14 protein-coding genes are annotated in these 14,173 nt (G+C 58.3%); 7 read left to right on the top strand and 7 right to left on the bottom strand.

The features are described 5' to 3' along the window. Positions 1 to 11: 11 nt before the first annotated feature. The gene (gatC, locus tag ACO06L_RS06990) at positions 12 to 299 is read right to left on the bottom strand and encodes an Asp-tRNA(Asn)/Glu-tRNA(Gln) amidotransferase subunit GatC (RefSeq protein WP_008170132.1); all 288 of its coding nucleotides are present in this window, start codon (positions 297 to 299) and stop codon (positions 12 to 14) included. 453 nt (positions 300 to 752) lie between these two features. On the opposite strand from gatC, the gene ACO06L_RS06985 reads away from it, so the two are divergent. The 7 genes from ACO06L_RS06985 to ACO06L_RS06955 are packed head-to-tail and all read left to right on the top strand — an operon-like array spanning position 753 to position 9,953. Further along, positions 753 to 1,793, top strand: coding sequence for a rod shape-determining protein (locus ACO06L_RS06985; protein ID WP_008170134.1), 1,041 nt, complete (start codon positions 753 to 755; stop codon positions 1,791 to 1,793). Between the two features lie 2 nt (positions 1,794 to 1,795). Then, the gene (mreC, locus tag ACO06L_RS06980) at positions 1,796 to 2,719 is read left to right on the top strand and encodes a rod shape-determining protein MreC (protein WP_227715869.1); all 924 of its coding nucleotides are present in this window, start codon (positions 1,796 to 1,798) and stop codon (positions 2,717 to 2,719) included. Next, positions 2,719 to 3,195: a rod shape-determining protein MreD gene (mreD, locus tag ACO06L_RS06975; RefSeq protein ID WP_202346984.1), complete on the top strand. Its 477-nt coding sequence runs from the start codon at positions 2,719 to 2,721 to the stop codon at positions 3,193 to 3,195. Before mreC ends, mreD begins: the two co-directional genes overlap by 1 nt. A gap of 2 nt (positions 3,196 to 3,197) precedes the next feature. Next, positions 3,198 to 3,803, top strand: a complete 606-nt coding sequence (locus ACO06L_RS06970) for a Maf family protein (protein WP_202346983.1) — start codon at positions 3,198 to 3,200, stop codon at positions 3,801 to 3,803. Beyond that, positions 3,800 to 5,281, top strand: a complete 1,482-nt coding sequence (rng, locus tag ACO06L_RS06965; RefSeq protein ID WP_064228682.1) for a ribonuclease G — start codon at positions 3,800 to 3,802, stop codon at positions 5,279 to 5,281. The genes ACO06L_RS06970 and rng overlap by 4 nt, the downstream gene beginning before the upstream one ends. A gap of 40 nt (positions 5,282 to 5,321) precedes the next feature. Beyond that, positions 5,322 to 9,077: a YhdP family protein gene (locus ACO06L_RS06960; protein ID WP_202346982.1), complete on the top strand. Its 3,756-nt coding sequence runs from the start codon at positions 5,322 to 5,324 to the stop codon at positions 9,075 to 9,077. A 30-nt stretch (positions 9,078 to 9,107) separates the two neighbouring features. After that, complete coding sequence (locus tag ACO06L_RS06955) at positions 9,108 to 9,953, top strand: carbon-nitrogen hydrolase family protein (protein ID WP_202346981.1); 846 nt, start codon at positions 9,108 to 9,110, stop codon at positions 9,951 to 9,953. 9 nt (positions 9,954 to 9,962) lie between these two features. On the opposite strand, the gene yjgA is transcribed toward ACO06L_RS06955, so the two are convergent. The 6 genes from yjgA to hpf form a co-directional block, all read right to left on the bottom strand. Further along, positions 9,963 to 10,484 (bottom strand): ribosome biogenesis factor YjgA, encoded by a 522-nt coding sequence (gene yjgA / locus ACO06L_RS06950; protein ID WP_202346980.1) that lies wholly within the window; start codon positions 10,482 to 10,484, stop codon positions 9,963 to 9,965. A 161-nt stretch (positions 10,485 to 10,645) separates the two neighbouring features. Beyond that, the gene (gene mgtE / locus ACO06L_RS06945) at positions 10,646 to 12,007 is read right to left on the bottom strand and encodes a magnesium transporter (protein ID WP_064228686.1); all 1,362 of its coding nucleotides are present in this window, start codon (positions 12,005 to 12,007) and stop codon (positions 10,646 to 10,648) included. A 93-nt stretch (positions 12,008 to 12,100) separates the two neighbouring features. Beyond that, positions 12,101 to 12,370, bottom strand: a complete 270-nt coding sequence (locus ACO06L_RS06940) for an HPr family phosphocarrier protein (protein ID WP_064228687.1) — start codon at positions 12,368 to 12,370, stop codon at positions 12,101 to 12,103. 7 nt (positions 12,371 to 12,377) lie between these two features. Beyond that, positions 12,378 to 13,262, bottom strand: coding sequence for an RNase adapter RapZ (rapZ, locus tag ACO06L_RS06935; RefSeq protein ID WP_202346979.1), 885 nt, complete (start codon positions 13,260 to 13,262; stop codon positions 12,378 to 12,380). Between the two features lie 28 nt (positions 13,263 to 13,290). Continuing rightward, positions 13,291 to 13,761: a PTS IIA-like nitrogen regulatory protein PtsN gene (gene ptsN / locus ACO06L_RS06930; protein ID WP_014577742.1), complete on the bottom strand. Its 471-nt coding sequence runs from the start codon at positions 13,759 to 13,761 to the stop codon at positions 13,291 to 13,293. Between the two features lie 87 nt (positions 13,762 to 13,848). Next, positions 13,849 to 14,157 (bottom strand): ribosome hibernation promoting factor, encoded by a 309-nt coding sequence (hpf, locus tag ACO06L_RS06925; RefSeq protein WP_008170154.1) that lies wholly within the window; start codon positions 14,155 to 14,157, stop codon positions 13,849 to 13,851. Positions 14,158 to 14,173 lie beyond the last annotated feature (16 nt).

The following is a 14,173-nucleotide window of genomic DNA, read 5'->3' as shown; positions in this document are numbered from 1 at the left end:
GACTTGTCCTTTCACTCAATCACTCGGGGAACCAGATAAAGCCCGTTCTCGGTAGCCGGCGCAATCGCCTGGAACGCCTCCCGCTGATTGGTCTCGGTTACCTCGTCAGCGCGCAGGCGCTGGACCGCATTCAGCGGATGGGCCATGGGCTCAACCGAATCGGTGTCGGCAGCACCCAACTGATCCACCAGATCCAGGATATTTCCCAGATCCTTCTCCAGAGCCGAAACCTGCTCGTCATCCACACGAATGCGGGCGAGCACAGCGACTTTCTCAATGTCCTCACGGGAAATGGTCACGCATTGCCTCCCAGATAAATGAAATGTCGGTAATAAATCTTTAGAGATTGAAGGCACTTCTGAAGTTCGGGGCCGGTCGGAGATTCCCTTTCAAAACTGTTGAGGGCCAGGGACGGCCCGAAACAAGCCCACATGGGCGAAGCAAACGTTTTAGAAGCGAAGCTTCGCGTGCCGCGCCGCGACTGCAATCTGTGATTGCTGTCCGGACCCGCTTGCGGGTGCTCGTAGCGTGTTTTGAAAAGGATTCCCCGAATGGCCCTTCACCAAGGCCAGAAAACCAAAGCGAGTATGGTAACAGATTCGAACAATGGCGGGAGGCCCCAGCCCATAAGGTAAATGTGTGAACCGTAAGGCGTGAGGCCCGTTCGCGCCTTGCCTGCAGGGGTGCTCACTGCTAAAGTTGCCGCATCTTTTCTTTGCGACTGCAACTCTCAGGTTGAAACTACACGAATGTTGATAAAAAGACTCCGAGGCATCTTCTCCAGCGATCTGTCCATCGACCTGGGCACCGCCAACACCCTGATCTACGTGCGTGAGCGCGGAATCGTGCTGAACGAGCCCTCGGTAGTGGCCATTCGCACCAACAACTCCCAGAAAATGGTTGCCGCTGTCGGCGCCGAAGCCAAGCGCATGCTCGGCCGTACACCGGGCAACATCACCGCCATCCGCCCCATGAAAGACGGCGTGATTGCAGATTTTGTGGTAACCGAAAAAATGCTCCAGCACTTTATCCATAAGGTGCATGAGAACAGCTTCATTACCCCGAGCCCGAGGGTGCTGGTGTGTGTACCCAGCAAGTCCACCCAGGTAGAGCGCAAGGCCATTCGAGAGTCCGCACTTGGTGCCGGCGCCCGGGAAGTCTTCCTGATCGAAGAGCCCATGGCCGCCGCCATCGGTGCCGGCCTGCCGGTCGAAGAAGCCAGCGGCTCCATGATCGTCGACATTGGTGGTGGTACTACCGAAATCGCCATTATCTCCCTGAACGGCATCGTTTACGCAGAATCCGTGCGGGTTGGCGGCGATAAGTTCGACGAAGCCATTGTTACCTACGTGCGCCGCAACTACGGCAGCCTGATCGGTGACTCCACCGCCGAGCGAATCAAGCACGAAATCGGCTGTGCTTACGAAGGCCTCGAGATTCGCGAGATCGATGTTCGTGGCCGCAACCTGGCCGAGGGTGTCCCCCGGGCATTCACCCTCAACAGCGAAGAAATTCTCGACGCGCTGCAGGAATCCCTGGCGCAGATCGTTCAGACCGTCAAAAGCGCTCTTGAGCAGTCTCCGCCCGAACTGGCGTCCGATATTGCTGAGCGCGGTATCGTTCTGACCGGTGGCGGCGCACTGCTGCGCGGGCTGGACAAGCTGATCAGCGAAGAAACCGGGCTGCCGGTGATCATCGCTGAAGACCCGCTGACCTGTGTTGCCCGTGGTGGCGGCAAGGCGCTGGAAGTGATTGATCGGGGTGGCATCGGAATGTTCTCCCAGGAGGGATAATCCTGTGGGGAGGGCTCGCCATTAAAACCATCTTCGTCCAGGGGCCTGTTCCCGGCTTCAGACTCCTCATTGTTCTACTCGTATCGGCAGCCCTGGTGGTTGCCGATGCGCGTTTCGACAAGCTCTCAACCGTGCGAAGTACCATCGCAACCGGCCTGGCGCCAGTGTACTGGCTGGGCAATGCACCCTACGAGTTCACTGACTGGGTTGCCGGACTGTTTGAAAACAAACAGGATCTTCAGGAAGAGAACGAAGATCTCCGGGCCCGTTTGCTGATTCTCGAACGTCGTGCCCTGAAATACGCCGCTCTTGCGTCTGAAAACAACGAACTTCGCCGCCTGATGAACTCCTCCGAAGTGCTCGATGACCGGGTTATTGTGGGTGAGGTAGTCGGTGTCTCCCCGGATCCTTTTTCCCATGAAATTATCATCAACAAGGGTCGCAGCGACGGCTTGTCGGCAGGTCAGGCCATTCTTGATGCCCATGGTCTGATGGGGCAGGTGGTGCAGAGCAGCCAGATCACCTCTCGCGTGCTGCTGGTCTCCGACAGCAGCCACGCAGTGCCGGTGGAGGTAGTGCGCAACGGTTTGCGGGCAATCCTGCTGGGCACCGGCGATACCGATACCCTGGATCTCGTTCATGTGCCGGATACGGCCGATATCCGTGAAGGCGATCTGCTGGTCAGCTCCGGCCTTGGTGGCCGGTTTCCGAGGGGCTATCCGGTCGCCGAAGTCAGCCGCATTTCCAAGGAGCCGGGCGAACCCTTTGTGTCTATCGAAGCCACTCCCAAGGCGCAGCTGAACCAGAGCCGTCTGGTGCTGGTGGTTTTTCCTCCTGAGAACGCCTCTTTGGCAGAGGCCGAGACCGATGAGGGCGAGTCTGCTGCCAACGCTGGCGCAGAAAACAGCCAGGGAGGGCAGGACTGATGTTATCGGTAATCAGCTACCCGGTTTTCGTGCTCTCAGTGGTTGTTGCCCTGGTGTTCAGCATTTCCCTGTTCCCGATGGGGTGGTTCGAATTCCGCCCGGAGTGGCTGGGGCTCGTTGTTTTCTACTGGACATTCAGGGCTCCGGCCCAGTTTGGCATCCTGCTGGCGTGGTGCCTGGGCCTGCTGCTCGATGTGCTGGAAGCCACACCCCTTGGCGTGAATGCCATGGCCATGGCGCTGATCGCCTTTCTGGTACTCACCATTCATCAACGGTTGCGTATGTATCCGATGCCCCAGCAGTGCCTGATGGTGTTCCTGTTGCTGGGCATCAATCAGATGCTGGTGCATTTCGTGAAGCAGCTGCTGGGTGCCGACGATGCCGGTTTCAGCTATCTCTGGCCGGCCCTGACCAGCGCGCTGGTATGGCCGGTATTCTGTATTTTGCTGGACAACATTAACCGCAAACTGGGTTAGCCATGCCATCAATCATTCTCGCTTCGGCTTCGCCGCGCCGGGCGGAGCTGTTGCAGCAAATCGGCCTGAATTTCTCGGTTCGTCCTGCAGACATCGACGAAACACCAGAGCCCGATGAAACCCCGGAACACTATGTGGAACGATTAGCCCGGGAGAAGGCGCTGGCTGTGGCCGGGTCTTCGCCGGAATGCCTGGTTCTGGGGTCAGATACCTCCGTGGTGCTCGAAGGCAAAATACTCGGTAAGCCGACAGACCCGGCCGATGCCCGGGAAACGCTGGTCCGCCTCTCCGGTGCCACCCACCAGGTAATGACTGCCGTGGCGCTGGCCACTGAAGGGCAGTGCCAGTCGGTTCTGGTCATTACCGAGGTATGTTTCAGGGAGCTTTCTACTGTAGAGATCGAAGCCTACGTGGCCAGCGGCGAACCCATGGACAAGGCCGGAAGTTATGGAATTCAGGGCCTTGGTGGTATTTTTGTTAATGAGCTACGGGGTAGCTACAGTGCCGTGGTTGGTCTGCCGCTGCAGGAAACCGCCGCATTGCTGGCTGGTGCCGGTTACCCGGTCTGGAAAAACTGGCCGCGCAGTCTGGAGAGCCAAACATTATGAGTGAAGAGATTCTTATCAACGTCACCCCGGTGGAAACGCGGGTGGCCCTCGTAGAAAACGGCATGCTGCAGGAAGCCTACATAGAGCGTACCAGCAGGAAAGGCATTGTCGGGAACATCTACAAGGGCAAAGTAGTGCGTGTTTTGCCGGGCATGGAAGCGGCGTTCGTCGATATTGGTCTGGAACGGGCTGCATTTATCCATGCCTCCGATGTGGTTCCGAGTCAGTCCAATGGCGATGAGCCTGCCGACACCCCCAAAACCGTTCCCGATATCCGCAGTTTACTTCGAGAGGGGCAGTCCCTGGTGGTTCAGGTTACCAAGGACCCGATCGGCACCAAGGGCGCCCGCTTGACCACCCAGCTTTCAATCCCGTCCCGGTATCTGGTTTTCATGCCCGGTGTCAGCCACGTCGGTATTTCCCAGCGGATTGAGGACGACGCGGAGCGGGCGCGCCTGAAAACCCTGGTTGAAGAGGCAGCAGCGGAAGATGAAGACGTTCAGGGTGGTTATATTATCCGGACGGCCGCAGAAGCAGCCCCTCCGGAAGATCTGATCGGCGACATGGCTTACCTGCACCGGTTAAGCCAGTCCATCCATGAGCGGATTTCCCGGGTTCAGGCACCTGCCGTGGTCTACCAGGACCTGCCTCTGTTCATCCGCACAATCCGGGACCTGATCCGGCCGCAGACTGAAAAGGTACGCATCGACAGCCGGGAGAGTCATCAGCGGGTGATGGAGTTTGTCGAAGAGTTCGTTACGGAATTTGCCGACAAGGTCGAGTACTACCCGGGCGAGCGGCCCATCTTTGACTTGTACTCGGTGGAAGATGAAATCCAGAAAGCCCTGAGCCGAAAGGTCCAGCTCAAGTCGGGTGGTTATGTGATCATCGATCAGACCGAGGCCATGACCACCATCGATATCAATACCGGCGCGTTTGTGGGGCACAGGAACCTGGAAGAGACCATCTTCAAGACCAATCTGGAGGCCGCCAGGGCCATCAGCCGTCAACTGCGTCTGCGGAATCTGGGCGGCATAATCATCATCGATTTTATCGACATGGAAGACCCGGAGCATCAGCGTCAGGTGCACCGGATGCTGGAGAAAATGCTTGAGCGGGATCACGCCAAGACCAAGATCACCGGGGTGTCCGAGCTGGGCCTAGTGGAAATGACCCGCAAGCGTACCACCGAGAGCCTCGGCCAGGTGCTTTGTGAACCCTGCCCGATCTGCGACGGACGCGGTTTCCTGAAAACCACGGAAACCGTGTGCTATGAAGTTTTCCGGGAAATTCTCCGGGTCAATCGCGCCTACGATGCCGAAAGCTATCTTGTGATGGCGTCCCAGAGTGTGGTGGATCGCCTGCTGGATGAAGAATCCGACAACGTCGCCGATCTTGAAACCTTCATCAGCAAGACCATTCGCTTCCAGGTGGAGCCGTTCTACAGCCAGGAGCAGTACGATGTTGTTCTGCTCTGAGCCCGGGAAACTGCGCCGGTTACTGGATTAAGGGGCCCGGATGTCCTCTGCTGATCACGAACCGCCGCTTCCGGAGAACTTGCCTGAGAGCCCTCCGGTTCGGCTATTGGCGCGGCTGGCCAGCCTGATCTGGTGGATGCTGTTGGCGCTGCTGGTGCTCCTGGCCCTTTATGCCGGGCTCGGTCGCCAGCTGACACAGAATGTGGACAGCTTTCGCGATGATCTGGCTCGGGAGCTGTCAGATCGACTGGGCCATGATGTCAGTATCGGACGTCTTTCCTCCCAATGGTACTGGCTAGATCCTGCATTCACAGCCCGCGATATTCAGGTCAGCCATCCTGACACCGGCGTTGTTGTTGCCAACCTCCAGCATCTGAATATCCGCTTTGATGCGCTCGCCTCGTTGACCCGTCTGAGAATCGTCTTTGAGGATTTTCAGGCAGACGGCCTGGAGCTGACCGTCAATCAGGAGCGGGGTGGCGATGTCGCTGTCAGAGGGGCAGAAATACCGGAACCGGTGAGCAATCAGTTGCAGGAGTGGCTGGAGCTTGCCGGCAACTGGCTGTCTGACCCCTACGTGAAGATTACCCGCGTCAATCTGGGCATCCGGGACAATCAGGGCAATCTACGCCACCTGGATATTCCCCAACTGGACCTGGATTACCGCCGTGGGCTTTTCCATGCATCGGGCCGCGCCATGCAGTCGGGAACCACCCAGCAGCTGGCCAGCTTTGCCCTCGTAGGCCGGCACTTTTTCAGGGGCGACTTTACCGGTCAGCTGTACCTTGATGTGGATTCCGGCCGGCTGTTTGATGGACTCATCGACGAGTACCAGTGGCGGACGCTCCGGGTGGAGGGGTTTGATCTTGGCGGTGAGGCCTGGCTGACGTTCCGCAATGGCCTTCTGCAACAGGTGACCGGAACGGTTCAAACACCCTACCTGCAACTGGGTGTCGGGTATGAATCCCTGGCGCCCCTGGAAGACATCCAGGCAAGATTTGGCTGGCGTCGCCACGATACGGTGATGACCGATGAGACAGTGGTTGAGTCCGGCGCCTTAGCCCTCGGGGAGTGGCATCTGAAGCAGCTCCAATGGACCTGGGACGGGGACGTGGTTTCTCCCTTCAGTCTCCGCCTGGCACCCTCTGAAGGGGGTATGTCCGTCATTGCCGACGCCCTGCCGCTCGCGCCTACCCGCCGCCTGGCGGCCAGGCTCCCGATATTGCCGGAGCGTGCACTCAGAGCTTTGCGCAACTATCGGCCCGGTGGCTTTCTGGATCAACTGAAAATATTCTTTCCGGAGGGCACCCCAGAGGACTTTGAACTCTCGGGACGTTTGCGCGAGGTCAGCATCCGGGCCCACGGCGGTGCACCGGGCGTCGCCTCGGTCAACGGAGACATCTTTCTCGACCGACAAAAGGGATATGTTCGCGTTGCAGCCGGAGAGTCGCCTGCCTCACTCGAATTCCCGGAGCTTTTCGCTGGCGCGTGGTCATTTCCGAAACTGGACGGCCAGGTGGCATGGCAACTGGATGGCCCCATTACCCGCGTGTTTTCGGACGGTGTTCAGATGCGCTATGGCGAAGCCACAGAGCTCGACGGTGCTTTTGACCTGAGAATGGACCGCGAGGGCGAGGATAACCTTGGCCTCAGGGTTTCAGTAAAAAACGGCAACGCCGGAATGCTGGCGGATTTTGTTCCGGTCAAAGCCGTCGACCCCGGGCTATATGATTGGCTTACCACGGCCATTCTCGAAGCAGATATCACTTCGGGGACCTTCTTTGGCCACGGCCAGATAGGCTCGGATGCGCCGAAGGGGGCTTTTGTCACCTCCATGATCTATGAATTTGATCAGGCATCCGTCCGCTATGATGACGCATGGCCGGAAGTCACTGGTGCCCGGGGCAATGTCAGGGTTCACAATGGGAACACCCTGGTCCGTCTTGAAGCCGGCCGGACCGGGGGCCTGGATCTCGATCCCGGAACGGTTCGCGTGATTCCCTCCGATCAAGGCACCCGGATAAGAGTGGACACCTCGGCACTGGTGCCCGGGGAGTCGGTTGGTTACTGGATGGCAAACAGCCCGTTGGGTGATATGGCAGGGACAGAGGCCCAGAAGCTGCAATATGGTGGTGAGTATCAGCTGGATCTGGGCATTGATCTACCGCTGGGCTCGGAACAGCCGCCTGTGGTTGAGGCCAACATTGCCGTTGAGGAGGGCTCCGTAACCTATCCGGCTGCGGGGCTGGCCTGGCAATCGGTTCGTGGTGAGCTGGCCTATCACAGTGAAGACGGATTCTCGGGTGGTCCCCTGACGGCGGAGTTTTTCGGTGAGCCGGTAGCCATAGACTTCAGCAAGGCCCGCGCCGGCAATGCACTCAGCATCCGCCAGTCCGGCTCGCTCCCGGTACCCGGCGTGTTCGCCAAAGCAGGGCTGTCAACCGACTCCGGATTTGGCCTGCAGGGCAAGGTTGCCTATATCGCCGAACTGGATGTGGGGGCCCAGTCAACATCCGGCATTCGGGTGCGCTCCAGCCTTGAGGGCTTGTCGGTGGACTGGCCGGAACCTCTGTCAAAAGCGGCGAGTGAGGCCGCGCCGCTGCGGGCAACCATCAATCCATCGGCTTCTGGCGGTCTCGGCATTACCGGTGATTGGGAAAACCGGGCCACGTTCGATCTGTTGTGGAAAGAAACCGGATTCGATCTGCGCCTGGGTCGCCTTTATCTTGGTAACCAGGCGCTGACCGACATCGATATCAATGCGCTCGATCTTGATGACCGATGGGTGGTTAACACCCGTTCGCAACGCGCCGAAGGCCGGCTGGTAATCCCGCAGAACGGCGATACGGTGAAGGCCGATTTTCAGGTGCTACGGCTCGTTCGCAGCGAGACACCCAGTGATGATTCGCCCGAACTACTGACGCTGGAAGAGCAATTGGAAGCCTTCCGGGCGCTGGACATGGGCAGCTGGCCGGATATTGATGTGTCGATCGCTGAGCTTCAGCTGAACGAGGAATCCCTCGGTCAATGGGCTTTCGGGCTTCGTCCCGAACCCTTCCGGCTGAAAGTGAACGACATTGAGGGTCGCCTCAATTCCCTGACACTGCTGGGAGATATGACCTGGAGCATAGTCGGAGACCGCGAAACCAGCCGGTTCAAGGGTTCAATCACCGGCGGCGCCCTGGCGGATCTGAATGAATTGTTGAATGCAGAAATGCCGGTCACCAACGAGGGTACCAATATCGAGCTGGATCTGGACTGGCCCGGCCGCCCGGATGAGTTTTCCATCCCGGAACTCAGTGGCTCTGTAAGCCTGAGGCTGGATGAGGGCGTGATCCTTGAGCGAAACAACACGGCCCAATTGTTCCGGGTTTTCAATCTGCTGAACTCCGACACCCTCTGGCGCCGGCTGAAGCTCGACTTCTCTGATCTGTACGAACGGGGGGTGGCCTTTGACGCGATCTCGGGCAAGGCGCAGATCATTAATGGATTGCTGACCATGGATCCGGAGTTGCAGATTGTCGGCCCTTCGGGAGCCTTCAAACTTAGCGGCACAACCAACATGGCCAGGGAGGAGCTGGATATGCGGCTTGTGGTAGTGTTACCTCTGACCCAGAACTTGCCCCTGGCCGCTTTGCTTATGGGGGCCGGAGCGCCGATTGGCGGCGCCCTGTTTGTGCTGGACAAGATTCTGGGCGATCCTCTGAGCAAGCTGACCAGCGCAACGTACAGTGTGACTGGTACATGGGATGAGCCTGAAGTGGATCTGCAGCGGGTATTTGATACCGGCGAGTGATTTTTCTGTTCGGCAATAGTGGAGGCAGTTATGAGTAAGCGTGTTTCCAACCGGGTCGCAGCCATTCAGATGGTCAGCGGCCATGATATTGAGGCCAACCTGGCCGAAGCGGAAAAACTGCTGACCGAGGCCGCCGCAGAGGGCGCGTCTGTTGCGGTTCTGCCGGAAAACTTCGCGGTCCTGGCCACTTCCCAGATGATTGATTGTGGTCGCCGGGAAGCGGGCCCGGAACCCATCATCCGATCATTCCTCGCGGAACAGGCCCGAAAACTGGGAATCTGGATCGTTGGCGGATCAATGCCTGTGGCCAAGCGACCGGATGGTTCAGAGATCGGCGATCGTGTCCGGGCAACCTGTCTGGTGTTTGACGACCAGGGCAGGGAAGTTGCCCGCTACGACAAAATCCACCTGTTCGATGCCATGGTAGAAGACGCCCATGGTCAGTACCGGGAATCCGACACATTCGAACCTGGCGACCAGGTGGTGACCGTGGATACGCCCGCCGGAAAGCTGGGCCTGGCTATCTGTTACGACTTGCGCTTCCCGGAACTGTTCCGGTTATTGCGAGAGCAGGAAGTGGACTGGGTTTGCCTGCCGAGCGCCTTTACCTGGCAGACCGGCGACGCCCACTGGTATCCGTTGATCCGGGCGCGAGCCATCGAAAACCAGGTATGGGTAGTGGCGCCGGGCCAGGGTGGCCAGAACAGCGAGCGCCGGCGGACCTATGGCCACAGTCTGATCTGTGATCCCTGGGGCCGGGTGGTCACGGAAATGGGCGAAGGGCCGGGCGTGGTTGCCGCCGAGCTGGATTCAGATCAGGTAGCCAATCTGCGCACCCGTATGCCTGTGTGGGAGCACCGTCGGCTCAAAGGCTGATTCAAACGCTCACATGGCCTCGGCGTCGTCGATGCATTCGCGAAGATAGCGGAACAGTTTCCGGGCCTGGCCGGTGTTCTTCTGTTTCTCCACATCCTTCCGGGCGTTGCGGGCAAGGTTGCGCAGATGCTGCATATCGGCGCTGGGGCAGTAGCTGAAGAATTCGCCAACGACTGAGTCGCCCTCGGCAATCATTCGGTCCCGCCAGCGCTCCGCCAGGTGATGCCTGCGGGTGTGTTCCTCGCTACCGGCATCAAAGGCGTCTATGGCTTTCGCCAGGGCCTCGGGATCGTCCTCCTGGCGGATGACTTTGCCGATATATTGCAGGTGCCGGCGTTTGGCCTCGTTCTGGCGGATACGCCGGGATTCTTCTATCGCAGCGAGAAGGGTGTCGCTGATCGGCAGCGTTTCCAGTTGGTCGTTGCTCAGGTCCAGCATCCGTTTGCCGAGATCCTGCAGGGCGTGCATTTCCCGTTTCAGCTGGGATTTGCTGGGACCGTCGTATTCTGGTGTTTCGTTGTCGTCTTTCATAAGTTCAGCCTGATTGTCGGGTTACGCTGCGCTAACCCGACCTACAAAAAAAGAGCACCCAACCGTAGGTCGGATTAGCGAAGCGTAATCCGACACCCGATCAAGCATAGAAATCCGCGCCAACCGTAGGTCGGATTAGCGAAGCGTAATCCGACACATTGCTAGGCGTAGAAAATCGTCGCAAGGCCAAGAAAGGCCATGAACCCGACTACGTCCGTAACGGTCGTGAGAATCACGCTGCCTGCCAGGGCCGGGTCGATATTACGCGATTTGAGAAATAGTGGCAGAACCGTGCCCACCAGCGCCGCGGCAACCAGATTGATCACCAGTGCGGCGGCGATGATGGCACCGATCAGCACATCCTGGAACCAGAGCATCGCGGCGCCGGCTACAACGGCGGCCCAGAGCATTCCGTTCATGATGCCCGAGAGGAACTCCCGGTTCAGCAACCAGCGGACGTTGGCACCGCTGATCTGCCCCACAGCCATGCCGCGGATGACGAGGGTAAGGGTCTGACTGCCCGCAATGCCGCCCATGCTTGCGACGATGGGCATTAGTACCGCCAGGGCCACGACCTTGGCGATGGTTTCCTCGAATAACCCGATCACAGCCGATGCGATCAGGGCGGTGATCAGGTTGATCCCCAGCCAGATGGCACGGCGGCGCGATGTCTTCCAGACCGGCGCAAAGGTGTCCTCGTCTTCGTCCAGACCCGCCATACTCATCAGTGAGTGGTCCGCATCCTCCCGGATAACGTCAACCACGTCATCGATGGTGATGCGCCCCAGCAGTCGGCCTTCCTCGTTCACCACCGGCGCCGAGATCAGGTCGTAGCGTTCAAACAATGTCGCTACCTTGGTGTCGGAGAGGCTTACGGGAATAGGCTCGATGTCGGTATCCATCACTTCCCGCACGGTGGAAGCGGGGTTGGATACCAGCATTTTGGTAATGGGCAGCATGCCAATGAAATCATCCCGCCGGCTGACCACGATCAGGCTGTCGGTCATGGGTGGCAGGGTGCGGTGCCTGCGCAGGTAACGCAGTACAACGTCAATGCTGATGTCCGGGCGCACCGTAATGGTGTCCGTGTTCATCAGGCCGCCTGCGGTGTCCTCCGGATAGGAGAGCACTTCCTCCACCCGCTGGCGGTCCTGCTCGTCCATGGTGTCCAGTACTTCCTGGATCACCGTGTCCGGCAGTTGCTGCAGCAAGTCGGCCAGGTCGTCCGACTCGAAATCCTCGATAATATCCGCCAGTTCTTGGGCGTTCAGCTGGCTCAGGAAGTAACCACGGATATCGTCGCTCAGGTACTGGAGGACTTCCCCTTCCAGCTGCTTGTCGACGAGGTTCCACAGCAGGGCACGCTGCCGGGGCGGGGAGGATTCCAGCAGATGGGCAATATCACTGGGGCTCAGGCCACCGTTCAGGATGCGGGCAACCTGCTTCAGTGCGCCACTGTCCAGGGCTTCGCTCAGGGAGCGAAGGCGCTGGCGGGCCTGGCTTTTTTCCAGAATATCGGTCATGAATCACCCGGCGTCAGAAAACGCCTGTATTATAGCGGAGTTAGGCGCTATCGGTGAGAAAGAGTTGTAGGTGAATGCCGTACGGAAGGGGGATTACTCGCCCTCGCCGAAATAGTCGTTGATCAGTTCAACCAGTGCCTCAACGGCCTGTTCCTCGTCCGGACCGTCGGCAATTAGCTCCACATCGGTTCCCTGGCTGGCTGCCAGCATCATCACCTGCATGATGTTCTTTGCGTCCACATCCCGGCCCTTGCCGCTTATTCGCACGCTGCTATCAAACTCGGACGCCGTGGCAACCAGCTTTGCGGTGGCGCGCGCATGCAGGCCCAGTTTGTTGATAATGGTAATCGGGCGGCGAATCATGGTGCGATCAGATCTCTTCCCGGGTCTGCAGGTGTGGCAGTTCGGTATGGCGCACCTGCACATTGTTGTAACGTTGCCGGAAGTGCTCACCCAACTGCTCGCACACATACACCGACCGGTGCTGGCCGCCGGTACAGCCAATGGAAATGGTCATATAGCTTCGGTTGCTGTCTGCGAAGGAAGGCAGCCAGGTATCCAGAAATGCCTTCAGATCATCAATCATTTTCCGGCTTGCCGGTTCTTTTTCCAGAAATTCGATCACTGGCTGATCCGTACCCACGTATTTCCGGAGGCTCGTATCCCAGTAGGGGTTCGGCAGGCATCGGACATCGAATACGTAATCGGAATCCAGCGGAACACCGTGTTTGAAGCCGAACGACTGGAATAGCAGGGCCAGTTCCTGGTCTTTCCGGCCAACCACCCGTTGCTTCACCATGTCCCGGAGTTCGTACATGGACATGCCCGTGGTGTTCACATACAGGTCGGAAAGCTTGGAGAGCGGCTCAAGAAGCTTCTTCTCGCTGGTAATGGCTTCCCGCAGGGAGGTCCTGTCGTCACTCAGCGGATGCTTTCTGCGGGTGGCATGGAAACGCTGAAGCAGAGACTGCTCGTCGGCATCCAGGAAGATAATTTCAACGGTAACCCCGGTCTCCTGAAGGCGTCGGTAAATTTCTTCGAAATTGGCCAGTTCACCGGAAAGGTTGCGGGCATCGATACTGACGGCCATCTTGCCCAGCCGGCCAGGCTTGGTCTGGCTGGCCGCTTCCCGGGTGAGGGGGAAAAGCAGGCCAATGGGAAGATTGTCGATACAATAGAACCCGAGGTCCTCCAGCACATGAAGCGCGGTACTCTTGCCTGAACCAGACCTGCCACTGACGATGATCAGCTTCATGACCAAACTACCTCCACTGCAATGAATATCAGCCGCCTGAGGCGGTCATGCGCTGGTACAGCGTGCTGGCGTCCTCGCATTGCCGGAGGCGATCACAGAACGACCGCTCATTGAACTTCTCCGCCAGTTGGCTCAGCAGCTCCAGGTGTTCGCTGGTTGCCTCTTTTGGGACGATCAGGGCAAAAATCAGATCCACCGGCTGATTGTCGATAGCATCGAATTCAACGCTTTCTTCAAGCGTCATCAGTACGCCCACCACGTGATCAAGGCCTTCCAGGCGGCAGTGGGGAATGGCGATTCCCTGGCCAATGCCGGTGCTGCCCAGGCGCTCACGGGAAATCAGGTTGTTGAAAAGCTGGGTCTCGCTGAGCGTGTTGTCCTGATGGTTTATCTGCTCGGCAATAAACTCCAGGGCCCGTTTCTTGCTGGACGCAGCTACCCTGCAGAGGGTGAGCTCCGGCGCAAGAATGTTGTCTATGGTCAGGGATGTGTCGCTCATGGATCGACTGCGTTTCCGTTAAAAAAAAGGCTGCGACATGTTGCTCATGTCGCAGCTCGATTAGATGAATTGCATGAAAACAGCCAGTTAGCGAGAGCCGTTTCCGTGCATCCGGTCTACATTCTTTTCCTTGTGCTTGAGAATCTGGCGGTCCAGCTTGTCGATGAGGGCATCGATGGCTGCGTACATATCCTCGTTTTCTGCCTTTGCGTGAATCTCACCACCAACCACATGCAACGTGGCTTCCGCAATCTGACGCACCTTTTCCACTTCCAGGGTCACCTGGCAGTTACTGATGTGGTCAAAGTGACGCTCGAGCTTTTCGAACTTCTCGGAAACATAATCCTTCAGTGCGGGAGTCAGTTCTACGTGATGGCCTGAAATATTGAGTTGCATAGGCGTCTCCTGTTGT

The sequence above is a fragment of the Marinobacter sp. genome, from assembly GCF_965229985.1.
Lineage (GTDB): Bacteria > Pseudomonadota > Gammaproteobacteria > Pseudomonadales > Oleiphilaceae > Marinobacter.
The sequence above is the reverse complement of the archived record's forward strand: the minus strand, read 5'-3'. Positions and strand labels throughout refer to the sequence as shown.

Bases quoted from the DNA above. Each gene is read 5' to 3' on its own strand.
- mreD (WP_202346984.1), top strand. From the start codon at position 2,719: ATGTTATCGGTAATCAGCTACCCGGTTTTCGTGCTCTCAGTGGTTGTT.
- ACO06L_RS06970 (WP_202346983.1), top strand. From the start codon at position 3,198: ATGCCATCAATCATTCTCGCTTCGGCTTCGCCGCGCCGGGCGGAGCTG.
- rng (WP_064228682.1), top strand. From the start codon at position 3,800: ATGAGTGAAGAGATTCTTATCAACGTCACCCCGGTGGAAACGCGGGTG.
- ACO06L_RS06960 (WP_202346982.1), top strand. From the start codon at position 5,322: ATGTCCTCTGCTGATCACGAACCGCCGCTTCCGGAGAACTTGCCTGAG.
- ACO06L_RS06955 (WP_202346981.1), top strand. From the start codon at position 9,108: ATGAGTAAGCGTGTTTCCAACCGGGTCGCAGCCATTCAGATGGTCAGC.
- yjgA (WP_202346980.1), bottom strand. From the start codon at position 10,484: ATGAAAGACGACAACGAAACACCAGAATACGACGGTCCCAGCAAATCC.
- mgtE (WP_064228686.1), bottom strand. From the start codon at position 12,007: ATGACCGATATTCTGGAAAAAAGCCAGGCCCGCCAGCGCCTTCGCTCC.
- ACO06L_RS06940 (WP_064228687.1), bottom strand. From the start codon at position 12,370: ATGATTCGCCGCCCGATTACCATTATCAACAAACTGGGCCTGCATGCG.
- rapZ (WP_202346979.1), bottom strand. From the start codon at position 13,262: ATGAAGCTGATCATCGTCAGTGGCAGGTCTGGTTCAGGCAAGAGTACC.
- ptsN (WP_014577742.1), bottom strand. From the start codon at position 13,761: ATGAGCGACACATCCCTGACCATAGACAACATTCTTGCGCCGGAGCTC.
- hpf (WP_008170154.1), bottom strand. From the start codon at position 14,157: ATGCAACTCAATATTTCAGGCCATCACGTAGAACTGACTCCCGCACTG.